At 44.3% G+C, this 22,772-nt stretch carries 27 protein-coding genes and 3 tRNA genes; 18 read left to right on the top strand and 12 right to left on the bottom strand.

The features are described from left to right. Nucleotides 1-27: 27 nt before the first annotated feature. Nucleotides 28-1,419, bottom strand: a complete 1,392-nt coding sequence (locus A8709_RS00830; protein ID WP_341833411.1) for a dipeptidase — start codon at nt 1,417-1,419, stop codon at nt 28-30. Nucleotides 1,420-1,649: 230 nt separating this feature from the next. On the opposite strand from A8709_RS00830, the gene A8709_RS34350 reads away from it, so the two are divergent. From A8709_RS34350 to A8709_RS00820, 3 genes are all read left to right on the top strand, one after another. Continuing rightward, complete coding sequence (locus A8709_RS34350) at nt 1,650-1,814, top strand: hypothetical protein (protein ID WP_167356966.1); 165 nt, start codon at nt 1,650-1,652, stop codon at nt 1,812-1,814. 89 nt (nt 1,815-1,903) lie between these two features. Then, nucleotides 1,904-1,980, top strand: a tRNA-Met gene (locus A8709_RS00825). A gap of 11 nt (nt 1,981-1,991) precedes the next feature. Continuing rightward, a tRNA-Ile gene (locus A8709_RS00820) sits at nt 1,992-2,065 on the top strand. Between the two features lie 134 nt (nt 2,066-2,199). Here A8709_RS00820 and A8709_RS00815 read toward each other — a convergent pair. Further along, complete coding sequence (locus A8709_RS00815) at nt 2,200-3,252, bottom strand: YheC/YheD family endospore coat-associated protein (protein WP_084224584.1); 1,053 nt, start codon at nt 3,250-3,252, stop codon at nt 2,200-2,202. Between the two features lie 197 nt (nt 3,253-3,449). Between A8709_RS00815 and A8709_RS00810 the strand changes: the two genes are divergently transcribed. From A8709_RS00810 to A8709_RS00790, 4 genes are all read left to right on the top strand, one after another. After that, a complete protein-coding gene (locus tag A8709_RS00810) occupies nt 3,450-4,883 on the top strand; it encodes a collagen-like protein (protein WP_141692376.1) in 1,434 nt (477 codons plus the stop codon). Nucleotides 4,884-5,038: 155 nt separating this feature from the next. Further along, a complete protein-coding gene (locus A8709_RS00800) occupies nt 5,039-5,317 on the top strand; it encodes a DUF2277 domain-containing protein (RefSeq protein ID WP_065850314.1) in 279 nt (92 codons plus the stop codon). 148 nt (nt 5,318-5,465) lie between these two features. After that, on the top strand, nt 5,466-6,209 hold the full coding sequence (locus tag A8709_RS00795; protein WP_065850313.1) for a DUF1906 domain-containing protein: 744 nt from the start codon (nt 5,466-5,468) through the stop codon (nt 6,207-6,209). Between the two features lie 81 nt (nt 6,210-6,290). Continuing rightward, nucleotides 6,291-7,043, top strand: a complete 753-nt coding sequence (locus A8709_RS00790; RefSeq protein WP_065850312.1) for a stalk domain-containing protein — start codon at nt 6,291-6,293, stop codon at nt 7,041-7,043. A 55-nt stretch (nt 7,044-7,098) separates the two neighbouring features. Here the strand turns inward: A8709_RS00790 and A8709_RS00785 are convergent, their stop codons facing one another. Beyond that, entirely contained in the window at nt 7,099-8,124 is a 1,026-nt protein-coding gene (locus A8709_RS00785; RefSeq protein WP_141692375.1) for a hypothetical protein, read from the bottom strand. Between the two features lie 322 nt (nt 8,125-8,446). On the opposite strand from A8709_RS00785, the gene A8709_RS00780 reads away from it, so the two are divergent. Both A8709_RS00780 and A8709_RS00775 read left to right on the top strand, forming a co-directional pair. Next, nucleotides 8,447-9,241: an alpha/beta hydrolase family protein gene (locus A8709_RS00780; RefSeq protein ID WP_244163059.1), complete on the top strand. Its 795-nt coding sequence runs from the start codon at nt 8,447-8,449 to the stop codon at nt 9,239-9,241. Between the two features lie 344 nt (nt 9,242-9,585). Beyond that, nucleotides 9,586-10,341 carry a hypothetical protein gene (locus A8709_RS00775; RefSeq protein WP_065850309.1) on the top strand — a complete coding sequence of 252 codons (756 nt, stop codon included), beginning with the start codon at nt 9,586-9,588 and terminating at the stop codon, nt 10,339-10,341. Between the two features lie 452 nt (nt 10,342-10,793). Here A8709_RS00775 and A8709_RS00770 read toward each other — a convergent pair. Next, nucleotides 10,794-10,865, bottom strand: a tRNA-Val gene (locus A8709_RS00770). 320 nt (nt 10,866-11,185) lie between these two features. On the opposite strand from A8709_RS00770, the gene A8709_RS00765 reads away from it, so the two are divergent. Continuing rightward, nucleotides 11,186-11,380: a hypothetical protein gene (locus A8709_RS00765; protein ID WP_028558119.1), complete on the top strand. Its 195-nt coding sequence runs from the start codon at nt 11,186-11,188 to the stop codon at nt 11,378-11,380. 61 nt (nt 11,381-11,441) lie between these two features. Here A8709_RS00765 and A8709_RS00760 read toward each other — a convergent pair whose 3' ends face one another. The 3 genes from A8709_RS00760 to A8709_RS34345 form a co-directional block, all read right to left on the bottom strand. Continuing rightward, nucleotides 11,442-11,732 (bottom strand): hypothetical protein, encoded by a 291-nt coding sequence (locus A8709_RS00760; protein ID WP_065850308.1) that lies wholly within the window; start codon nt 11,730-11,732, stop codon nt 11,442-11,444. Nucleotides 11,733-11,936: 204 nt separating this feature from the next. Then, on the bottom strand, nt 11,937-12,146 hold the full coding sequence (locus tag A8709_RS00755; RefSeq protein ID WP_057314713.1) for an alpha/beta-type small acid-soluble spore protein: 210 nt from the start codon (nt 12,144-12,146) through the stop codon (nt 11,937-11,939). Between the two features lie 161 nt (nt 12,147-12,307). Continuing rightward, entirely contained in the window at nt 12,308-12,475 is a 168-nt protein-coding gene (locus A8709_RS34345; protein WP_167356964.1) for a hypothetical protein, read from the bottom strand. A gap of 298 nt (nt 12,476-12,773) precedes the next feature. Here A8709_RS34345 and A8709_RS00750 point away from each other — a divergent pair, with 298 nt between their 5' ends. The 3 genes from A8709_RS00750 to A8709_RS00740 all read left to right on the top strand — a co-directional run bounded on the left by A8709_RS00750 (nt 12,774) and on the right by A8709_RS00740 (nt 14,443). Continuing rightward, nucleotides 12,774-13,100 carry a hypothetical protein gene (locus A8709_RS00750; protein WP_065850307.1) on the top strand — a complete coding sequence of 109 codons (327 nt, stop codon included), beginning with the start codon at nt 12,774-12,776 and terminating at the stop codon, nt 13,098-13,100. 178 nt (nt 13,101-13,278) lie between these two features. After that, complete coding sequence (locus tag A8709_RS00745) at nt 13,279-13,830, top strand: superoxide dismutase family protein (RefSeq protein WP_065850306.1); 552 nt, start codon at nt 13,279-13,281, stop codon at nt 13,828-13,830. 22 nt (nt 13,831-13,852) lie between these two features. Beyond that, nucleotides 13,853-14,443, top strand: coding sequence for a hypothetical protein (locus A8709_RS00740; RefSeq protein ID WP_065850305.1), 591 nt, complete (start codon nt 13,853-13,855; stop codon nt 14,441-14,443). Nucleotides 14,444-14,505: 62 nt separating this feature from the next. Here A8709_RS00740 and A8709_RS00735 read toward each other — a convergent pair whose 3' ends face one another. Beyond that, nucleotides 14,506-14,934, bottom strand: coding sequence for a CBS domain-containing protein (locus A8709_RS00735; RefSeq protein WP_065850304.1), 429 nt, complete (start codon nt 14,932-14,934; stop codon nt 14,506-14,508). Between the two features lie 98 nt (nt 14,935-15,032). On the opposite strand from A8709_RS00735, the gene A8709_RS00730 reads away from it, so the two are divergent. Together A8709_RS00730 and A8709_RS00725 are read left to right on the top strand one after the other, a co-directional pair. Then, nucleotides 15,033-15,491 (top strand): divergent PAP2 family protein, encoded by a 459-nt coding sequence (locus tag A8709_RS00730; RefSeq protein WP_065850303.1) that lies wholly within the window; start codon nt 15,033-15,035, stop codon nt 15,489-15,491. 78 nt (nt 15,492-15,569) lie between these two features. Next, nucleotides 15,570-16,007 carry a GNAT family N-acetyltransferase gene (locus tag A8709_RS00725; protein WP_065850302.1) on the top strand — a complete coding sequence of 146 codons (438 nt, stop codon included), beginning with the start codon at nt 15,570-15,572 and terminating at the stop codon, nt 16,005-16,007. Here A8709_RS00725 and A8709_RS00720 read toward each other — a convergent pair. Beyond that, a complete protein-coding gene (locus A8709_RS00720) occupies nt 16,004-17,617 on the bottom strand; it encodes an ATP-binding protein (RefSeq protein WP_065850301.1) in 1,614 nt (537 codons plus the stop codon). The two genes, A8709_RS00725 and A8709_RS00720, sit on opposite strands and share 4 nt — an antisense overlap. Nucleotides 17,618-17,781: 164 nt before the next feature. Further along, nucleotides 17,782-18,534, bottom strand: coding sequence for an MBL fold metallo-hydrolase (locus A8709_RS00715; protein WP_065850300.1), 753 nt, complete (start codon nt 18,532-18,534; stop codon nt 17,782-17,784). Between the two features lie 131 nt (nt 18,535-18,665). On the opposite strand from A8709_RS00715, the gene A8709_RS00710 reads away from it, so the two are divergent. The 3 genes from A8709_RS00710 (at nt 18,666) to A8709_RS00700 (ending at nt 20,666) form a co-directional block, all read left to right on the top strand. Continuing rightward, nucleotides 18,666-19,562, top strand: a complete 897-nt coding sequence (locus A8709_RS00710) for an alpha/beta hydrolase (RefSeq protein WP_065850299.1) — start codon at nt 18,666-18,668, stop codon at nt 19,560-19,562. An 81-nt stretch (nt 19,563-19,643) separates the two neighbouring features. Next, nucleotides 19,644-20,261, top strand: a complete 618-nt coding sequence (locus A8709_RS00705) for a stalk domain-containing protein (RefSeq protein ID WP_065850298.1) — start codon at nt 19,644-19,646, stop codon at nt 20,259-20,261. A gap of 90 nt (nt 20,262-20,351) precedes the next feature. Next, the gene (locus A8709_RS00700) at nt 20,352-20,666 is read left to right on the top strand and encodes a DUF1292 domain-containing protein (RefSeq protein WP_056612546.1); all 315 of its coding nucleotides are present in this window, start codon (nt 20,352-20,354) and stop codon (nt 20,664-20,666) included. Between the two features lie 61 nt (nt 20,667-20,727). On the opposite strand, the gene A8709_RS00695 is transcribed toward A8709_RS00700, so the two are convergent. After that, the gene (locus tag A8709_RS00695) at nt 20,728-21,147 is read right to left on the bottom strand and encodes a DUF1885 family protein (protein WP_065850297.1); all 420 of its coding nucleotides are present in this window, start codon (nt 21,145-21,147) and stop codon (nt 20,728-20,730) included. A gap of 128 nt (nt 21,148-21,275) precedes the next feature. Then, nucleotides 21,276-22,745, bottom strand: a complete 1,470-nt coding sequence (locus A8709_RS00690; protein WP_065850296.1) for an aminotransferase class I/II-fold pyridoxal phosphate-dependent enzyme — start codon at nt 22,743-22,745, stop codon at nt 21,276-21,278. Nucleotides 22,746-22,772 lie beyond the last annotated feature (27 nt).

Genomic DNA, 22,772 nt, shown 5'->3' with positions numbered 1-22,772 from the left:
ATCTCCTTTAACTCTGTCATTTTAGCGTTATTTAGATGGAGCAGCCTCTTCAGGCATAGCGGCAAGTTTCAACCAGTATCGGCTGATGGTCTCGGTGCCATTGTCCCAATTCATCAAATGGAAATGCTCATTCGGCGCATGAAGGTTCTCTCCTGGCAATCCGAATCCCATCAAGACGACTGGTGCAGCCAAGACACGGCCTAAAACCTCTACAATCGGAATGGACCCCCCGCTGCGTGTATAGACTGGCCATTCGCCGAAGGTTTCGTGGTAAGCCTCAGCAGCAGCAACCATCACAGGCTCATCAATCGGTGTGATAAAAGGATTGCCGCGCAGTTGGCGATCCAGCGTGATCTTCACGCCGGGAAGTGACTGAGCATGGATGTGGGCTTCGACCAAATCCATGATTTCTTCAGGCACTTGAGCGGCTACGAGGCGGCATGCGATTTTGGCAGTAGCTCGATTGGGAATGATCGGTTTAATACCTTCACCTTGGAATCCGCCACTAACTGACGTGATCTCTAGGGTTGGGCGAGAAGTCGTTTGCTCATAGAAAGAGAAACCTTTTTCCCCGTAGAGGTCCGTAACACTTAAATCTGTCCGAACCTTATTCTCATCGGGCTCGACTTTCTTGAATGCTTCGCGTTCTTTGTCGGAAAGGGCAATAACACGGTCATAAAAGCCTTTAACAGCCACGCGACCCTCCTCATCATGGAAAGAACTGAGCAGCTTCGACATAGCGTGAATCGGATTCTGCACAGCGCCACCAAATAGACCCGAGTGGAGGTCGCTGTTAGCGCCGTCTATGGTGATTTCGAATCCAGCTAGACCGCGTAGTCCATACATCAGAGCCGGTTTGCCAGGGCCATGCATCTGAGTGTCAGATAGAACGATGGAATCGGCTTGCAGTTTGGAAGCATGTGCCTTTACAAATGCAGGCAGGTTCTTACTTGCAATTTCCTCTTCACCTTCGATACAGAATTTTACGTTGACGGGAAGCGAACCCTGTGTCTGTAGGAAGGCTTCAACGACTTTTACATAGAGCAATAATTGACCTTTGTCATCCGTGCTCCCCCGTCCAAAAAGCTTATTATCTCGGATAATCGGCTCAAAAGGAGGTGTATCCCATAATTCCAATGGCTCTGCTGGCTGTACATCATAGTGCCCATAGATCAGAACGGTTGGCTTGCCAGGGGCATGCAACCAATCCGCATAAACGACGGGATGACCGTTTGTAGGCATGATCTCAATATTTTCGAGGCCGGCTTGCTTCAAAGCTTGGGCTGTGAACTCGGCACACCGCGTTATATCTGGTTGGTGCTGAGCAACTGCACTAATGCTTGGAATTCGCAGAAACTGCATGAGCTCGTTTATATGTTGATCCCTATGTGCTTGTAAATAATTCTTGATCGTATCCATCATGGGTATATGCTCCTTTTTCCAATGCCAATTGGTCTATCTTACTTTAACTTCCCCAAAAGCGCTTAAATTCCTGCTGTTCCAGCAAACCGTCACAAATTATTTGTCATATGGTCAAAAAAATAATCGGATTGTTCTACAGAAGTAGCAGCCTAATGGAGCGGGCTAATAAGAGACCCTATTTATGGATAAGCTAGTTGTAACGATCTGAAATTGATGGAGGGATGAGCATGAACTGGATTTATTGGGCGAAATTATATGATTCGAAGTTTCAAGCTGGTTGTTTAGCGAAAAGAATGGAAGAAGATTGGTGGATATATGGCTATGAATGTCCGCAGGAAGTGGAGGTCTATAAGTCTAAGAAAGGACGTTTCGGTGTTAGGTACAATACATAATTGGGCTGAAAATCTCAAAAATTAACGCTTGACTTAGCCTGCGCGGTTGGTGTATATTTATTTTTGTCGCTGTTGAGCGGCATACATGACGCGGGGTGGAGCAGCTCGGTAGCTCGTCGGGCTCATAACCCGAAGGCCGCAGGTTCAAATCCTGCCCCCGCAACCAAATTTTCATAAGGGCCTATAGCTCAGTTGGTTAGAGCGGTCGGCTCATAACCGATTGGTCGGGGGTTCGAGTCCCTCTGGGCCCATAGCACGTAAACCCTTCTTCATAAGGGTTTTTATTTATTTCGGAACCCAAAAAGCCTCTCGTTTTCATCATGATTATGATGGAAATGAGGGGCTTTTTCTTAATGCGTGCACAAAGAGATAAAGCCCTTCATTCCTATTTAAAAGGACGAGGGCTTTGTGAAAGATAATAAGCATATTCCAACGGTTTACTATAAACTTTACGTTTAATAGACTTCGATTTGAGGTCGTTGTACATGTTTTTTTGAGGTTTCCCGTTAAGTTCAATAATCCATAGCTTGTTTTGCTCGTCTAAAACAAAATCAACACTCAACTCTCCCAATAAACCTAAAAGCGTTTCTGCTTCTAGTGCAGCCTTCACACTGACTTCATTCAATGTTTGAAGAATCGTATTGAATTGTTCGGGCGGAAGTTCTTTCGAAAGTAGTTCAACAAAATCATACATGTTTTCACACATACTCGTATTAAAATATTGTTCATAAGCCACTCTGCATGTGATTGCCGAAACCGTCCATTCGCCTAAAATATCTTTTTGAACAAGAACACGGATATCAAAATACTTACGGTCGACTCGACTCATAGCAATGCCTTGCTGGACCATGTACTGCGCACTTCCAAGAAGTTCGTCCAATTTCCCCTGAATGTCTTCATTTTTACGGCAAATATATCTCGGAGCTGTGCTATGCAAACTGATATCAATGTCTCCATGATCCCTTCGTTCAATCCGATAAACAGATCTCCCTTTTGATCCATAAAATGGTTTGATATACAGCAGTGGATATGTCTCCAACAGCTCTGATACATTCGAATACTTATATGAAAATGTTTCTGGCAAGTAGGTTTTTAGACTTGTCTGTGATAATCGGTTATAGAGATCCCATTTATTAAAAAAATTAATTGCATTGAAACATTGATTCCTACCAATTGCTTTCTCAAGGCTTTGAATAGTTTGTACCTTTTTATTAAAACATCGATTGTATACGACTTGTGGGAATGGAAATAAACTTTGTTTCCATATGCCTTTTTGTAGGCTAAGTCCAATAATTCTTTGTTTTTTCCATCGGATATCTGATGGAGTAAAGATGTAGAGCTTTAGATTTAGACTGTTATATCGTTGATAAAGCTTCAAAATTCTTTTTCTACTTTTTCTACTAGTTACCAAAATTCCTATCCATGGGCGACTCTCCAATCTCATCACTCCCTAGCCAATCGATTCCATTTACTATCTATGCTGACGTAGATATAAAGGTAATGGACAATGGCATAGTAGAAGAAGGGAAATATTGGATTATACCTCTTTTTTTAGGGTTAGATAGGCATGGATACAATTCATTTTTTTGAAATTTTAATATGATGAAGTATTTGCTAAAACTAGGAGATGAGATTATGGGGAGATGTAATTGTCCTCCAGGTCCACCTGGTCCTGAGGGACCACGAGGGCCTCAAGGAGTAGTTGGTCCAACAGGAGCAACAGGAGCAAAAGGAGAAGTTGGAGCAACGGGAGGAACTGGGCCAACTGGAGCGACAGGAGGAACTGGAGCAACGGGATCGACAGGAAGAACTGGGGCGACTGGAGAAGCTGGAGCAACTGGAGCAACAGGAAGAACAGGGGCAACAGGAGCGACAGGAGGAACTGGAGCAACAGGAGCGACGGGAGGAACTGGAGCAACAGGAGCGACGGGAGGAACTGGAGCAACAGGAGGAACAGGGGCAACTGGAGAAGCTGGAGCAACAGGAGCGACAGGAGGAACTGGAGCAACGGGAGCGACAGGAGAAACTGGAGCAACGGGAGCAACAGGAGGAACAGGGGCAACGGGAGAAGCTGGAGCAACGGGAGCAACAGGAGGAACAGGGGCAACGGGAGAAGCTGGAGCAACGGGAGCGACAGGAGGAACTGGGGCAACGGGAGAAGCTGGAGCAACGGGAGCAACAGGAGGAACAGGGGCAACAGGAGAAGCTGGAGCAACGGGAGCGACTGGGGGAACTGGAGCAACGGGAGCGACAGGAGAAGCTGGGGCAACGGGAACGACTGGAGCAACAGGAGCGACAGGAGAAGCTGGAGCAACGGGAGCGACAGGAGGAACTGGAGCAACGGGAGCGACAGGAGAAGCTGGAGCGACAGGAGGAACTGGAGCAACAGGAGCGACAGGAGAAGCTGGGGCAACAGGAGCGACAGGGGGAACTGGAGCAACGGGAGGAACAGGGGCAACAGGAGAAGCAGGGGCAACGGGAGCGACTGGAGGAACTGGAGCGACAGGAGAAGCTGGGGCAACAGGAGCGACAGGGGGAGCTGGGGCAACAGGAGCGACAGGAGGAACTGGAGCAACGGGAGCGACAGGAGGAACTGGAGCGACGGGAGGAACAGGGGCAACCGGGGCTACAGGAACTGCAGGCGGATTATTTGGTTTTGCAGATTTCTTTGCTCTGATGCCTCCTGACAATGCAGCGAGCGTCGCGCCTGGTGCAGATGTAAGTTTTCCACAAGATGGACCAAACAGTGGAACTGGCATTTTCCGAACGGGTCCGAGTTCATTTAATTTGACGGCAATCGGTAGTTATATGATATTTTTTCAGGGAAGTATGAGTGAACCGGGCCAACTCATTTTAACACTTAATGGGGCTGACCTTGCCTATACAGTGGCAGGGCGGGCAACTGGTACTTCACAAATACCTGGAATGACTATTGTGCAAACAACAGTCGTCAACTCAATACTCACTTTAAGAAATCCTGCCGGCAATTCTACAGCACTAACCATGACTCCCCTCGCTGGAGGAACAAGACCTGTGTCAGCACACCTAGTTATCACGCAAATTGCATAGTGGGAAATAACTTTGAATGTTGTACAATAAATTGTATACGAACTTGTAAAAATACAATTCATCTATTATAGTAAACACATTATAAATACGGCATTTTTAGAACATATAAACCCAATAAACGTAGCTTAAGATGAATTAACTTAAAGGAGAACGACATGTGCCGCAATATTAAGCCGCTATTTAATTATGAACCTGCTGTAACAGAAGATGAGATTCGCGCAGCCTCGCTGCAATTCGTTCGTAAGATTTCTGGATTCACGGAGCCTTCTAAGGCGAATGAAGCCGCATTTGAACAGGCCGTTCGTGATGTAACCATTGTTGCGCAGCAATTAATGAATTCATTAGTGACGAATGCGGAACCTCGGAATCGTGAAGTAGAAGCGCAGCGTGCGCGTGAGCGAAATGCGATACGTTTTGGGACAAAAGAGAGCTAACAAATAGATGAACCAGAAGGTCCTTCTCCTCGGAGAGGGATCTTTCCTTTTTCAAGCCCAAAAGCAGGACTCTAGATGCATGGTGGTGTCGCCGAGGTTGCTCAACGCATAAGCTAGCAGTACTAGAACGGGAAGTAGGTGAAGGCAAGTGACGCAAGGGTTTGATTGTTCAACACCGCTGACGGCACCTAAAGCTGCTGCTTTCGTCGGTAATGGCTATAAATTTGTGGGTAGATATTTAGTGCCGAGCGGGGCAAAAGCATTAACGAAAACGGAAGCAGGTATTATTAGCGATGCAGGTTTACAGATCGTTTCTGTTTTTGAGACAACCGCGAATCGCGCACTCGGTGGAAGAAGTGCAGGTCTGGCCGATGGAGCTACCGCGCTGCAAGTTGCCTCTCAAGTAGGACAACCAGAGGGCAGTTGTATTTATTTTGCCGTTGATTTTGATGTAACTCCAGCCGAAATGCCAACGGTAATCGCTTATATTCAAGGTGCAAGCTCTGCGACGCCGACGTATACGACAGGGGTATATGGGTCCTATGCCGTGATGGAAGCTGTCCATGCTGCAGGCGCGTGCTCTCATTTTTGGCAAACATATGCCTGGAGTGGTGGAAAGAAATCGACGTTCATTCACATATACCAGTATTTAAATGATGTCATGGCCAATGGGATTGCTGTGGATTACGATGAGTCTTATGGGAATGAAGGTTGGTGGAATACGAGGATAACGCCTGAACCGCCTACTTACACGATGAACGCCAAAGATGCGAATGCGATTATTCCCTTTTTGTCAGCAGGCTATGGGGCGACCTCTTCTAAACCAGCTCAAGATGAATTCCATCGACTTGCGAATGCATTACGTAAGGTTTCGGGTCAACCTGAACAATAATCGCGACACGAAGTAAACCGAATCCTCCATTGATACGTTTACTCTGAGGAGTAGATGTTTAAATCGAAGGAGGATTTTGGTATGAGAAAAAGATTATGTACGTTACTACTTGGCATGGGATTGCTGTTAGTTGGTGTAGTTCCTGTCTCCGCAGATCAAGGCCATGAGATGGTCATGCCGGTATCTATGGGGACGGTCGCTTATGAGCAGCCGATGAAATCGGATATGAAAATCACACTGGATGGAAAAGTGATGCCGCTGGATGAATCCTATTTGATTGGGGATTCGTTGTTCGTTCCTTATCGCGCTTTTGCGGAAGGGTTAGGGTTCGAAGTGAGTTATGATGCCGATAGGCAAATGGTTACCGTGCACAAGGGCTCCAAAACGGTCAAGCTGATGATTGGATCTTCCGAAGCGGATGTGGATGGAACCAAAGTAACGATGGTGGGACCAGCCCAGTTGATTAATAGTTCGACCTTCGTGCATTCACGATTCCTGGCAGAAGTGTTTGGTGTCGTCGTGCAATATGATGCTGCAACACGGACTGTTAATCTAGTCAGCGATTCCGGTCAGGCAATTGGTAAAACCTATTACATAAATATAGAAGGATTCGCGTTTAGCAATGCTGATTTGACGGTTGAAGCGGGATCTACGGTCGTGTTTACGAATAAAGATAATGTGAAGCATAATGCGGTTGCCGATGATGGCAGTTTTAAGATACCGTTGCTGGGTGCTGGGGAATCTGGCAGCATTACACTTGATCAACCAGGTGTATATACGTATTACTGTGAACCGCATAAGGATTTCATGAAAGGTAAAATTACGGTAAAATAAAGCAAAGAAGCCCGGCCGCTCGGATCGAACTCGAGTGTTGCCGGGCTTTTCGCGCTTATTGGATGATCGCGCTGCGAATGAACCATCGATCTTGCAGCGTTGCGCGCTCGAGATGAAAGAGCACGCGGCGAGTTGACACCGCGGAGGATCTAGCCCCCGTCATCGCGACGTCGACGGTGGTGTCGAGCTGCAGGAGCTGGGACACGTCCTGCTCCTGCTCCTTAGACAGGCGGCGCATGCTGCGCACATGCAACGCCTGTTCTTGCCCTGTGGTGACCTGCAATAGCTGCAGGTCACCTTGATGGGCGCCGCTGATCCAAACGTCGATCAGCGCCGAAGGCGAGAGCTTGCTGACGTAGTCGTTCAGCAAGCCGGCAGCTCGGTGCACCATGACTTGGTGCGCCGGATCTACAGAGCGGGAGCCGTGGGTCACGCTCCCGAGGAAGTGAATACAGAAATGACCGTTGAAGTCATTTCCGGGGATACCATCGCCCCCATGCGGCATGCCATGCATGGAGGCGGCAAGCGTGCGGCCATTCAGCTTCACAAGGACCGCGCGGCGGTCCCAGCTCCATTGGCCGCCGTAGATGCTTTTGAGCGTCGCGGAGTCGGCTTTCGTAAGCGGCTGTACGTCCGCATGATGGGAGCCCGCTCGGCGCTGTCCTTCAAAGCTAAGACCGCTCTCCACATCGAGGACGGTGAAGGAACTAAATTTGGGAAGCACGAGAGAGGCTTCCTCCCACGTGAGCAGTTCGCCGTAATGTTTGGCTCGCAGAGCTCGTACCTGTTCTCGCAGCGCAGCCTGCGCCTTACTGGAAAGCTGCAGCGTTTGCTTGGCAGCTAAATCGACGGCCTCACCGGTGGGGGTGACACCCAAGAGCTGAGTCTGATCCTTTTTATAATAAGAAAGGGTAGTATCAGGTAGTAGTGGTTCTATGTAGGGTACACCTGCAGCTGCGGATTCCAACGCTCGTTGTAAGGATTTATCGTCGAAAGTAGATTCAGTTTGGTACCTAGCTCCGGGAGCTGCTTTAACCTGTAAGCGAAAAGTTGCCGCATCGGTGGCAGCTTCTTTATGCATCGGCTCCGTATACTGCGCTTGAACATGCTCGCTCATTCCTGGACTCAGTAACTGAGCTAGAAGGAGGGGGGCAAGTAGGAGTCGCAGTCTGCTGCGATTTCGGTTTGATAACATGGTGCTTCCTCCTTATTCCTATAGGGGTTAATGCCATAGCTAAGTGTTTGCTGTTTTACTTGAAAATATAAAATCGCGCTTCAGAGTGATCTCTTGACCGAGTTAGATTGTGATAAAATATAAAAAGTATACTTATGGAAGACTGACTCGGAAAGAAAGCGAGGAATTAGGGATGGCAGATCATAGAAGAACATCTTATAAACTACGATTGTCTGACGAACGTATCATCCGAGGTGATGTGTATAAAGCCAAAACAGGAGATAGTCAAGGCGTATTGCTCGTTTTACATGGGTACAAAGGCTTTAAAGACTGGGGAATGTTCCCCCATATAGCGAGTGAATTGGCTGACGAAGTGGATGTTATTGCGTTGAATTTTTCCCATAACGGAGTAGGCGAGGATAGGCTGGAGTTCACAGAGCTGGATAAGTTTGCGCGGGATACGTATTCGAGGGATCTTGAGGATATAGAAGCAGTTATTGTGGATCTTCGAAAAGGGGAGACGGGTAGTAAACCCATTCTTCTACTAGGGCATAGCAGAGGAGCAGGAGTGAGCTTGATCTATGCGTTAGAACATCCCAAGGATATCGCGGGTGTCATTAGTTGGAATGGCATTGCGAATGTAGATTTATTAACAGCAGAGAACAAAACAGAGATGATGGCTACGGGGCGTTCTTATACGCTCAATGGGCGTACGAAGCAAATGATGCCGTTGGATCTCGAAATTCTTGAAGACATGGAACACAACCAAGAACGGTTCGATATTATCGGTAGGATTAGTGGAGCTAGCTTCCCGATCACTCTTGTTCAAGGCACAGAAGATAGCGAACGGGGCATTCGAGGCTCTGAACAATTAGTTGCGAACAACCCCGCGATTACGTGGGTGAGAATTCCAGAGGGGAATCATACCTTTGGCAGTGTGCATCCTTTTCAAGGGGAAACCAAGGCATTACGGGCAGCGATTGATGAGACGATCATAGCGATTCAAGCGATGTTGAGGGTGTAAAAGGGTTAGACAAAGAGCTTTCAAGAAGTAGAGTCCTTCTACTTGTGGAGAGTTTTTTCATTTTAATGGAAACGACTTCAAATTTCTCCATTACTGTACAGCGCTTTCAAATTAATCGGCAAAAGTGACAGGTAATCGATATTTTCATGTGTGCAAAGTCCTATTATCGAAGTGGTAAAGTGGGACTAACAACGTAAGGTGAGGATATTTATTGTGAGACAACAAAACTGAACAAACAACAGAGGGTGCTCAAAGCCAGTAATTGGCGAGGGGTACCTTCTTTTCTAATACAGAGCCTATATGGTGAAATTTTCTTATCACAATCATATAGAGGAGCTTCATATATGTATACCCAACGTAAGAAAGAAGTTAGTCATTCAGTGAATAAAAACAATGTTGGTCTTAGTAACTCCCTTACTTCTAGTCCTATAGGTTTAATTATGAATTTACAACGGACAGTCGGTAATCGTGCGGTTGCGCAATTTGTAAATCATTCAATGATCCAACGACAATTAAGTGAAGAAGATAAAACGAATTTAAAGGATGATCTTACGAAATTTTATAATGAAAAGAAGAAGCCTAAATCATTATTCATGGAAGATGCGAAGCAAATTGCATCAAAGCATGGTGTAGATAAAGATGACTTACGTAACTATTATAAAAACGTGTTTTATAAAGAAATGACCACCACAAATGGAACTTCTTCAATTACAGCTCCTGTTAGCAATGGGGTATTATCAATTACAGCTCTTGGAAGAGCTCCTTTTTCGGGTGCTAGCCCTACACAACGATATCTAGATACTTCATATGATTATATGGGTATTTATGAAAAACACATTTCCGTCGCGTATACACTTGTAGATAGGGGGAGCACTGCTAGAATAACCTCAATCCATGTAAGTTTTAAATTGAATGATCATACTGGCTTCAGATTTTATTGGAATGTTCATCATGGAACCATTGCAAGAGACCATGACTCATTCCCTGCGGCGCAAAATAGAAGAGATTTAAATCTAGGACATACTGGAGCTTTACAAATAGAAGCGATTCAAATGATTACAAATCGACTTAATACGTTGAAATGTCAAGGTAATCCGTAGTATGTGGTAGATGACTATGAAGTGACAATATATAAGTTGTAATTAAATTGGGGCTTCAAGACTAGTGGATATTTCGAAAGAATATCTAAGAAAAGAGGGATAGGGCGAGTTTATGAGGCGGATGAAGATCACTCGAAGTTATCAGATGGGACTTGGAAATGAAATTGGTGCGAGGACAATAAAAACATGTACACCGTTTGAATATTAAATCACTGCTTCTTTTTTTGAATACCCCAAATAGTACCGCGAAAATAACGACAACGATTAAGAAACCCATTGATATCACCCCTTTTTTGAGATTATAGGATGAACTGTAGGAGTAGTAGAAGCGAAATAATAGATACTGTAAAAGGGAGATTATTATGTCAACTTCTTTTTGACCAGGACTTTTTGATATAAGAAGACAAAAAAATACCCGCGATGTAAGTCGCGAGTACTTTTTTTATTTCATATAGGACGAGTGGGGATCGAACCCACGACCCCTACCCTGTCAAGGTAATGCTCTCCCACTGAGCTACCGTCCTTTAAATGGGGAACTTTTTTAGTATACAATGGAAAAAAACTTTTTTCAACTCCTCTGTTAATTTTTTTACGCAGTATTACATCTTATCTCTCAACCCTTTATAAAATTCACCAGAATGACCTCAAAGAAGCGGAAAGCTATGAAAACACCATCATGAGTATAAATCGTGGTGGTTGTATTAACGGCTTGCTTGCATTTATCACAAAAAAACTGGACTTTTGAATAAATGCACCACAATCACGAGTACTTTCCTCATATAGCTTTCATCTTGCGTGAATTTATGGTACCTTGAGATCATTAGAGTTTGGGAGGAAAAAGGTTATGACGAAACAACAGCATCGTTGGAATTTGCGTTTGAAGAGCAGTAATGTTTATTTAGGAACAGTGTATCTAGGGGATCCGCTTCCAGAAGTGGAAGATGTGATAATGATTGGCGAGAAAAAATATACGATTCTCGAGCTTGGCAGCACGCGTGATGCAAGCGATGTTTTTGTAGAAGAAGTCAAGAAGAAGTAGTGTAGTAAAAATGGAAAAGCGGGTCCTACTCACGTAGGGCCCTTTTCTTGGTTATGTAATCTTATGTAAGATCATACAACGATGCAAGGCAATCAACGAACATTTTGTTATACGCTTCTCGAGAGAGATCATTACTACAAGCAATATCTCTTCCTAGAAATTGGTACCATGTGATTTCAGTGTTGTCCTTTTTGTACACAAATTTGCCATGCTGAATAAGGAAGGATTCATTTTCAAAAAAAGGCACGTTGTCAAATTGGAGCTCAGGTTGGTTTTGTTTTTCGCTAACTAAGGTGGCCAATAAGATGAGCATACGGTACGGATCACGGAAAATTTCATATTGCGTTGTCATGGTAGGAACACTCCTTTAACGGATATTCTAGCTAAGTAATCATACTAGATGGAAGTGGTCTTTTATACATGATTGAGCAAAGTGGTGAGGAAATTGAAGGAAAATCAGAGGGTTTTGAATAAAATAAGAAAAAGACTGAGTGTCACTCTAAGGAGGATCGAGTGATTCAGTCTTTTTTGTTGAGCTTGCTCCTACATCAAAGGATTAGCGTTTGTAGCCGCCTAGCGATTGTTCAGCGATTTGCACTAATCTTTTCGTGATGTTGCCACCGATTGAGCCAGCATCACGTGTAGCCAAATTACCGTTGTAACCAGAAGGGGAGAGAGGGACACCAAGTTCCTGAGCGACTTCATACTTCATTTGATCGAGTGCTGCCTTTGCTTGTTGTACGACTAAAGTGTTAGATCTAGCCATTCATAATCATCTCCTTTTTTATGGTACACCAGTATTATTTGAATGTTCAGAATATTTATTCGTGATTTTCAAAAAAAATTTTATGAATTTTATCTATGTAAAATCAATAAACCCCCAACAGTTATGTTGAGGGGGATATTATATATAAGAGAGCGTTTACATTATTCCTCTTCAGATGATTCGGATTGTTCGCTGTCTTCCTCTGAAGCTGCTGCTTCTTCAATCGCTTCCGCGATCTCTTCTTCAGCCTCTTGACTTACCACTTCTTCAGTGGATTCTTCAGCGATTTCTTCTTCGTTTTGTGATACTACTTCTTCCTCTTGGCTCATGTTTGTCACCTCCTCTGCTACGTATAGTAACATTGTATCAGTTCTATTAGGTTATTCAAGTAGGTTGAAAGGGTTTTCAATAGATTTAATGTAATCTTGATTCGATTGTCATACAATGCCGAAAGTGCGTTGAATATATCGTCGAATAAGGGGAGAAAAGGGCCTATTTACGCGGGATTTTCCAACTTGGCATGTTTTATTTTTGTGAGAATATATATGAGGCAAAGTCATCATAGTTCAGATCTGATCGCCTGATGACGAAGCTAGTTTTCGATGAAAACTATTAGGAGGAATCCGAATGAATCGGTCGGATGTTATTTTGGAGCTACAACTTGTACCAGAGCTACTGAAGCAAGCCGAAGCTATTTATGTAGATGCGTTATCTGAATTGAATTGGGCAAAGCATATGCTGCTTACGAAGGAATATGAAGTGATTGGCGAGGGGCTCGTTAATGGGAAAAATGAGTTGCAGCGACAAGCGGAAATGTGGCCGCATACAAAAGACTTGCAGAAGCAAGTGTTGCAAATGGAAGATGCCGTAGAACATACGAAGGTTGAATTTCACTTCTATAAACGGAAGTTAGAAAATTTGCAAATCATAGCGAAGCTTATGACGATTTTATAATCGTGTTGGAAATAATTAGCGTAAAGCACGGGTCTGTTATCGAAAGATGACAGGCTTTTTGCTTTGTAGTTGGATGATTTAGAAAATTTTATATCATAACGGCGGTTACCGTGCAGGCCAGTTGTGCATCATAAGGGTAGATTATACCAATGTGAGGTTTTATAGGAGGATTGTACAGATGAAAAAAATTCAAATCATGGTGACGGCTGGCGTAAGTCTCTTGATATTGTCAGGTTGCTCAGCGGCTAAAACCACGGCTGTAACAGAAGCTGCTCCGCCTCCAACGTCGGTTAGCTTGTCGCTTATTGGATCTAACAACCAACCGGTAGGTAAAGCAGAATTGACGGCGGTGAAAGACGGTGTGCAGTTAGATGTTCAAGTAAGCGGCCTTCCGCCAGGTGTACATGGCATTCACATTCATGAGAAAGCGGTATGTGAAGCGCCTACATTTGACTCGGCTGGGAGTCACTTCAATCCGCAGAAGAAGGAACATGGCTTCTTGAATCCTAAAGGGTTTCACGCTGGGGATCTCCCTAATCTAGTTGTTGATGCGCAAGGTAATGGGACATTCCGAGCAGTTACGAAGTCTGCTGTTCTGGTACCGGACAAGCCAAATTCCCTTATTAAACCAGATGGGTTTAGTTTGGTGATTCATGAAAAGGAAGATGATCTGAAGACGGATCCATCCGGTAATTCAGGCAAGCGGATTGCTTGCGGTGGTGCGAAATAAGGGAAGGAAGGGTTTCGACAACATGATCAAAACACAGGATCTTAAGCTCCAAATGGATGAATTAACGAAACAAAATGATATGGTTCTTATCGAGTTGGAATCGGTTAAAAAGATGCTGATTTCGAGCGCTCAAGGCTCGCAAGACAACCAAAGCCAAGGGCAATCGGCCAATAGCGGTAATACCGGTAATACCGGACAAGAGGCTTCAGGACAGCAATCCAATCAAGGCCAAGGGCAAGATCAACAACAAGCGCAACAAGGACAAGGTCAAGAGCAGAATCAAGATCAGGCACAGACCCAAGGCAAAGGGCAAAATCAAGGTCAAGGTCAGGGTCAAGACCAAAATCAGAATCAGAATCAAAACATGAAATCTGGCCAAGGCAATTCAAACAATAATCAACAAGTCACTGACTTAGCGAATGAGCTTTTAAAAATAAAGGATCTTGTAGTAAAGCTCGAACAGAAAACATCGCAATATGTTAGTTCTCAGTCGAACGGTTCGTTAACAGAGAAAGACGCGGTTAATCTCATTCTGACATTAATGAATGGTATGGTGGACTGGGCAAGTGAATTCGTGTCATCGAAAGCCTCGTCAAATGGCCAAGTCCAATAGAATTCAAATAAAAAAAGGCTGAAAATAATCAGCCTTTTTATTTTTCACATATAGAGGATAGATTAGGACTGCGCGGCAGAAGCGGATTTAAAATTCATTTGTTTCGCACAATACTCGATAATCTCACTCCGTCTTACGATGCCAATGAACTTATCGGAATCATCGACAACGGGGACAAAGTTTTGAACTTTGGCTAAATCAATCAAATCCACCATTTCAGCTTGGATATGAACAGGCTTATTTTTGACACGAAGAGGAACTTCATCAAGAGTATGACGATGGGCATTTTCGAAGCCGATATGCACCGAGTTTTTGAGAAACCAGAGTAAATCACCTTCTGTTACTGTGCCTACGTAATGACCATCATCAGATAAAATGGGGACAGCGGTATAACGGTGATACTCCATGCGTTCCAAGGTTTGTCGCAGCGTTGCATGAGGCGTTGCGGTAATAACTTCGGATTTAGGTAAAAGAAAAAAAGCGATATTCATGGGTTACACTCCTTACAGCAGAATCAATGTGTCTAGTATATCAAACTTTACGCATAGAATCTAAACCTGTGATGGATGCTAATCATGAGGTGATGAAAATGAATCGAGCATTAACTACCGCATTGGTCGGCATTGGTGCCGCTCAAGCGATTAAATTGCCATTAACATATGTGTTGAGTAAAAAATGGGATTGGTCACAATTGATTCAAACCGGCGGTATGCCTAGTTCGCACTCTAGTGGGGTTACAGCGTTGGCCACGTATATTGGAATGAAAAGAGGATTTTCTGCGGTGGATTTTGCGGTAAGCTCAGTTTTTGGGGCCGTTGTCATGTATGATGCTATGGGCATTCGCAGGTCAGCAGGAGAGATTGCGGTTGAAGTGAACGATCTGGATGAACAAGTCGAACGCATTGCCCAGCAGCATCCCGGGTTATACCATTCACGGAGACGGAAGGCATTAAAGGAACGTTTGGGTCATCTTCCCCGAGAAGTTGCTGCTGGCGCCCTTTTGGGGCTTGCAATTGGGGCCTGCAGCTACTGGATGGAACGAAAGTAAAAGTGATTTCTTGGATGTGGACAACATTTCCGGAATGGGATAAGATCAAGAAACGATCTTAGAGAGGAAGATGCCCACATGGAAACCTTACGAGTCACAACAATGGAACAACTGAAAGCTTGCTTCGAAGTCAGATTTGACGTATTCGTGGATGAGCAGCAAGTTCCTGCACACCTAGAAATGGATGAGAAGGACGAGTCGCCAGATGCTTGTCATCATTTCCTTATCATGGACGGTGAAACCCCTATTGCTACAGCAAGATGGTACGAGTATCAACCAAGCACCGCGAAGTTGCAACGTGTAGCGGTAAGAAAAGCATATAGAGGACAATCACTTGGGAAGAAATTGATCTTGTCAATGGAGCAGCAGGCAAGCGAGCTAGGATGCCAATTTGCGATTCTTGATGCGCAAGTTCAAGCGGAAGGATTCTACAGTCAACTCGGCTACAAGGTAATCTCCGAAGAGCCGTTCTATGATGCGGGAATCCTACACGTGAGAATGAAGAAATCTCTTTAGCTTACTGCTGCGTTGTTGATTTCAACATGCATAGGAACTACAACTGGGAATGTTAGGATGAAGCGGGTACCGATCCCGAGCTCGCTTTCAACTTCCAAGGTGCCTTGATGATCCTGAACAATTTTGTAGCAAATGGATAGTCCAAGCCCGGTTCCCGTTTCTTTCGTTGTAAAAAAGGGATGAAAAATTTTGTCTAACTGATCACTGGGAATGCCGGGCCCATTATCGGCAATGATTAAAGTCGCGTTCTTCTGATCGCGGCTTAATTTCATATGGATGGAGCCGTTGGATTCCATGGCTTCACAGGCATTTTTCATCATGTTCAAAAGGAGCTGAATCATTTTGTCCTGATCCATGAGCATCAGTACGTCATCTGTTGACTCATGAAATTGTATTTCATGACCAGAACTAATCGCTTCCGACTCAATGAGAGCAATAACTTTGAGCACGCAATCATTCAAGGAATCCGTTCGAAAGTTCGTTCGGTGCGGCTTGGAGAATTGGAGAAACTCCCCGGTTAAATCGCTCATTCGATTAATTTCATCCATAATCAAGGCATACCAATTCTCGATATTGTAACCGCTTGCTTTAGAGAGTTGTAGGAACCCTTTGACCGTTGTTAATGGATTCCTAATTTCGTGCGCCATCCCCGAAGCAAGTTCACCGATGACACGAAGCTTTTCAGAACGCTGCATTTGCTCCTCGCGTTTGACCCAAGAATCACGTTTCTTCAAATATAGATTATGCTCCGCTTGCAGAATAAGATCATCTTTCGTTATGGCATCTTGCGGATATTTGGCAATTCCATATGTATTCTGAATCCCTGTCAGCTTGGGCAGTTCGGAATCTAACTTTTGTTGATAAGAAGCGGTCATCTGAAGGTCTTGGGACAGCGGCATCACGACAGCGAATTCATCTCCGCCATATCTCGCGATAAAAAGGGCTTCTTTGAATAAAATTTGTAAGAGTTCGGCCATCTGTTTCAATACGAAATTACCTGCTTGGAAGCCGCCAGAAGTGTTCATGGCTTTCAAATCGGTGCAATCGATCAGAAACAAAACAAGAGGCTGGTTATGTTGAATTTGCTGTTCAAGTCTTCGATGACATTCCTCATAATTATACAAGCCGGTTAAGGAATCTTTCTGTGAGATTAATTGACGCTCGTTTCGCATGCGATCCGCTTTACCTGAGCGAAGGTAGGCTGTTCTTGTTAGTAGAGTAACGGTTGCGAAGTCAAGAATACAGTTTAGTCCATACATCCAATCTTTGCTAGAGGAAATAGTGTTGAGATTAACATTTGCAATATAAATGAGCATATAGCCTACGGAAATAAGCCATGCTTTCGTAAGATTTTCTTCCTTATAGGTATGGCGAGAGAGTGTCATTAAATATAAGGGATAGATAAGATTAGAATGTCCACTCATATGTATAAGACCTAGGACAATGAGTTGAGTCCAAGGCATTGCTGGCTGTTTCGTTTGAAAATGGACCGTGAGGATATAAACAATAGTAGCTGCTAGCAGGATGGGGAAGTTCGATGTCGTTAGGAAAAAGGAAGTATATAGCCCATAAAGAATCACATAAACATAATAAACCCAATTGATCGTCACTGTATCATCTCCCGAATGGAATTTCCGCTGTGTTTACTATTGTGACAATTTCTATACGTGTCAGAAAATCCCTGCTGCTGTATACGACTTTATGAAAATTTAAGGAGATAACAGCGAAAAAGCCCTGAGAATAGGGATTCTCAAGGCGTCTTGTCGAAAAAAGTCTAACCGGAAATATCAATGAGCGCATGTTGTTGGACGAATGTCATTTCACCCGTCTGGCCGTAATAGCTCGGCATATCATCATCATAATGCATTAAATAGATGCGTTTCTGGATCTCGGCAGGGAGTGTGAGCAGCTCCCCTAACGTCGTATGTACAAAGCCTGAACCACTTAATTGACAATCATGCAAAATGGTGTGACAATTTCTTGTATGAACAACTTCTTGAATAAGCAGTTCTTTATTAAACTGAATATCCGCGCTATAGAACGTGCGATGGTTGATAAAGATTGAATAGTTAAGCTTCTGATTTATATGAAGCGTAGGGATGACTTCAATTGTCAGATTAGTGTCAATTACGTATGGGACGTATTCTTCTAAGTAAACGAGATCGAAGTAATCTCCGAGTTGATTGAAACCTTCGGTCGGGTTCGAAAGTCCGCCTTTTAACGTGTTCTCCCAGAGTGTTTGCGCTAACGCTTCAGTTACATACAGTTTCGTACGCTTCTGGTTATATTGGTAGAATAAGCGGAAAGCGACTTCTTCAAGTCCTCCAACATGATCCGCATGAATATGAGAAATAAGAATACCGTCGATTTGGTCTAGTTCAAGCCCGATTTCGGCGAGGGATCTTGGTGTTGTTGCTCCGCAATCTATGAGTATGTTTACATCCGTAGAACGGATTAAGGCACTTGTATTGTAATAGTTTTTGGCAAAGGCACTGCCGGTTCCCAACATTTGAATTTGCAAACTCATTCAGCCGCCTCCATTTTTCGACAAAATCCATCTTTTTCTAATGTAACATGAGAAGTTACTTACTTTCAACTTATATATCTAGAATACGAGAACAAAGTTATTCAAGCAGACTAAACGAAGGTGTTGATTTTATGATGATTTGGACCTTAGTTATTCTTATCATTATTTTAGTACTTGTAATAGGGATCTCTACATTCGTTGGGTGGCAATTAACGCATCCGAAGAAGAAACCAGTGGATGATTCCCCAGAGAACTACGGCTTGAATTGGAAGGATGTTACTTTTGCAAGTCGAAAGCAGGATGTGAAGCTAGATGGTTGGTTTCTTGAGGCAGAGAGTGAGCCTGCAGTTTCGAAAAGGATAACGATCATTATGTCACACGGCTATGCGGGAACACGACTTGAGAAGGGGCTTCCTGCGTTGGCTTTGGCGAAGGCACTTGTGGAAGCGGGCCACCATGTGCTCATGTTTGATTTTCGGAATTCGGGACGTTCTGAAGGGAATACGACCACGATTGGTTATCTTGAAAAAGATGATATTCTGGGCGCGATTGATTGGGTAAAGTCGACGGCAACTGCACCGACGCCGATTCTGCTAATCGGTTTTTCGATGGGAGGGACGGCCTCTATCTTGGCAGCTGCTGAAGAAAAATCTGTCTCAGGGGTGATTACGGATAGCGCGTTCAGTCAATTATATCCATATCTCAAGGATAATCTGCCGGTATGGTCCAAGCTTCCGCGTATCCCATTTACGCCGCTGATTTTATTTATTTTGCCTAAGCTGATCGGGGTAAACATCCATGCTGTCGATGCCTTAGCGGCTACCGATGGAATTGCTCCTAGGCCTGTACTTTTCATACATAGTCGTGATGATTTGGCAATTCCTTATACCAATAGTGTTCAAATGCAAGAGCGGCATCCGAATGATTTTGAGTTGTGGCTCACTACGCAGGCGGGGCATGTTGGATCTTTTCAAATACAACCGGAAGCGTATATTGTGCGTGTTCTGAAATTTATTACGAAATTATAAATTCATCGCAACTCTTCACAATCTTCGGAGTATAAAGATGCAGACAAACAGATGACTAACGAGGTTGGAGGTTAAAATGAGATGATAGTTAGGCGCATTTTTACGTTAATGGTGGCGTTCTTTGTATTAAGTACGGCTGTAGTGACAGCCTCATCGATATGGGGGGAATATAAAGGATATAATATCGCTAGATTAGTCGTGAACAATCAGACGAAGGAGTTCGGTTCCTCGGACGTACCGCCGCTTATCGTGGATGGGAAGACTGTTCTGCCGTTACGCGCAATGAGTGATGCTTTGCAATCCTTGCTCAGATGGGATGATTCTAGTAAGACAGCTTACCTGTATAAGCCCAATGTACATATGTTTTTTACAACAGAAGTGCGTAAAGATTCGGCCATTGTTCCTTTCGGCGTTGTTGAGCGCGGTAAGCAAGCTGATTTTATCGTTTTCGCACAAGTAGATAACTTGAAAACGACGATTAATTCCGTTCGTGTTTCTATCGTTTCTCCTAGCGGAAACAACGTGATAACACCAGTCGTGAAATCCATTTCGGATTCCAAAGAGTCTTTCTGGTTGAAAGTGCCTTTATATGGCGTTTCTTTCGATGAATCCGGCACTTATGTGGTTAAATTTGCTATGCAGCAAGATGGAAGCAGTGATTATTCAGTCGTTTCAGAAAAGCAAATTCAATCCGAATAAGCGCGGAAACGCAGATCTGGTTTGACCTCTTATTATGAAAATGTTAGGATATTTAAGTAAGTTATTACTTGATGAAATGAGGTTCTGCCTGTGAGCGATGAGAAGCATGATCATGTGCACGGCCCGGACTGTGACCACGATCACGACGAGCAAGGGGAAGATGTTTTTATCGTAACGGACGAGAACGGTGTAGAGCATGAAATGGTCATGGTATATACCTTCCAATCTCAAGAACAAGCGTATGCTGTTTTACTTGATCGTAATGATCCTGAAGCAGATGGCGTCATTTTCCGTGTTGAAGAAGAGGATGAGGATGCTTTCCTTGTCAACATTGAAGATGAAGAAGAGTGGGAACGTGTGGTAACGATTTACAATGAAATCGTGGCTCAAGAAGGCGAAGAATAAGAGCTATACATAAGAACCCCCTAGCAGAGTGATCTGTTAGGGGGTTTCTGTTTGTGACTATTCATTTTCTAGGATTGAAATACATGATTCTACCGTTAAATAGATGAAGTTCAGCTTTCAGGAGCTTGCCCAAATATTTGCAGAATTCATTGCCTTTGCTCTTGTCACCATGGGTGGCATTGTCGGGCAATACGACTTGTACATACTGGCGTTCCTGCTCCTGGTTATGCTCTGTACCGACCCCAACCACAATACTATGATATAAGGGATTGATGCCTTTGAGATAAAACCATTTGCCTTCGCCTTCCGGTTTCGTCTCGATCGTATAAGGGAATCCGGCTTCGTCATACTCCCAACCGAGCTGTTTGGCTGTCAGGCTGAGTTGCTCGCGGTAATGCAGCAGCTTCTCCTTGAGTTCGTCCAAGGTTAGTGCGGCAACAGCGGATCCTGTTACGAATTTAATATAAGCGCTTTGAGCCATTCCTTGATCACCTCATTCGCGAAACATCACCCATATCATAGCATCATGTAAACGGTTTTACAATATATTCCCTTTTGATAGAGAGAGGGAATATACGACTTCGCCGTCCTTAAGAAGACGAGTAAATACTAGAAAATAGCTTGCGTTTCTACGATGACTTTAACCTGTTGAACACTGCGATCTTCCGGGCCTTTCACAGGTAAACCAACTTCCACATGCTCAACGATATAATCGATTAGCTCTTGTGTAATAACTTCACCTGGAAGCAGAATTGGGATGCCTGGTGGGTAGACATAGATGAATTCCGCAATGATTCGGTCAGCAGAGTCTTTGAAAGGCAGAATTTCCGTTTCGCCATAGAAGGCATCACGCGGTGTCAATGTGAGCTGCGGGATAGCTGGAACCTTGATCACGACTTCTTTGACTTCAACAACATCATCATTGATGTGGGATAACTCGCGCAGAGCGGTCAGCAGGATATCTACGTTCTCTTGTGTATCTCCTGGTGTAAAGAGGCAGAGAATGTTGTACATATCGCTCATCTCGACTTCGATATTGTAGTGATCGCGCAGCCAGTTCTCTACTTCAAAACCAGTAACACCTAGTTTACGTACATGTACGCAAATTTTGGTAGGATCATAAGCATAGGTCGCTTCTTCACCGAGAATCTCTTCACCGAAACAGTAGAGGTTCGGAATCTCGTTGATTTGCTTACGCGCATAGTGTGCAAGTTCGATCGTTCTCTCGGCCATATCGCGCCCATTGATCGCCAAATGTCTGCGGGACGTATCTAAGGAAGCAAGCAAAATATACGAAGTGGATGTCGTCGTCAGCATGGAAATAATCGTTTGAATACGCTTCGGGTTCACACGATTTCCTTTGACATTAAGCACGGAGCTTTGCGTCATGGATCCGCCTAGCTTATGTACGCTTGTAGCGGCCATATCTGCGCCAGCTTCCATCGCGGACATCGGCAGCTTATCATGGAAATGAATGAGTACACCGTGCGCTTCGTCGACGAGAACGGGCATGTTATAGCTATGAACGAGATCTACGATCTCTTTGAGATTTGTACACACGCCATAGTAAGTCGGATTGATGACGAGAACAGCTTTGGCATCAGGATGCTTCTCAAGTGCGCGACGAACTGAACGCGTAGGGATACCGTGATCGATACCCAGGTTTTTGTCACGTGCAGGCTGGATAAAGACAGGCTTTGCGCCTACAAAAATAATAGCAGCAAGAACAGATTTATGAACATTTCGCGGAACGATAATTTTATCGCCTTCTGAACAGACTGTCATGATCATGGTCATGATCGCTCCACTCGTGCCTTGCACGGAGAAGAAGGTATGATCTGCGCCAAAAGCATGTGCAGCTAACTTCTGAGCTTCTTCAATGACACCCATCGGTTGGTGGAGATCATCAAGCGGTGCTATATTGATAAGATCGATGGACAGCGCGTTGTCGCCAATGAAAGCACGAAACTCCGGGTCCATGCCGACTCCTTTTTTATGGCCAGGAATATGAAACTGAATTGGATTTCTTTCCGCATGCGCAAGCAATGCAGAGAACAGGGGTGTACGGGTATGATCCACCTGATTATCGCTTCCCTTCTATCGTGG

Source organism: Paenibacillus pectinilyticus, from assembly GCF_001700435.1.
GTDB classification, from domain to species: domain Bacteria; phylum Bacillota; class Bacilli; order Paenibacillales; family NBRC-103111; genus Paenibacillus_E; species Paenibacillus_E pectinilyticus.
This window is presented reverse-complemented; position numbering and strand designations above follow the sequence as displayed.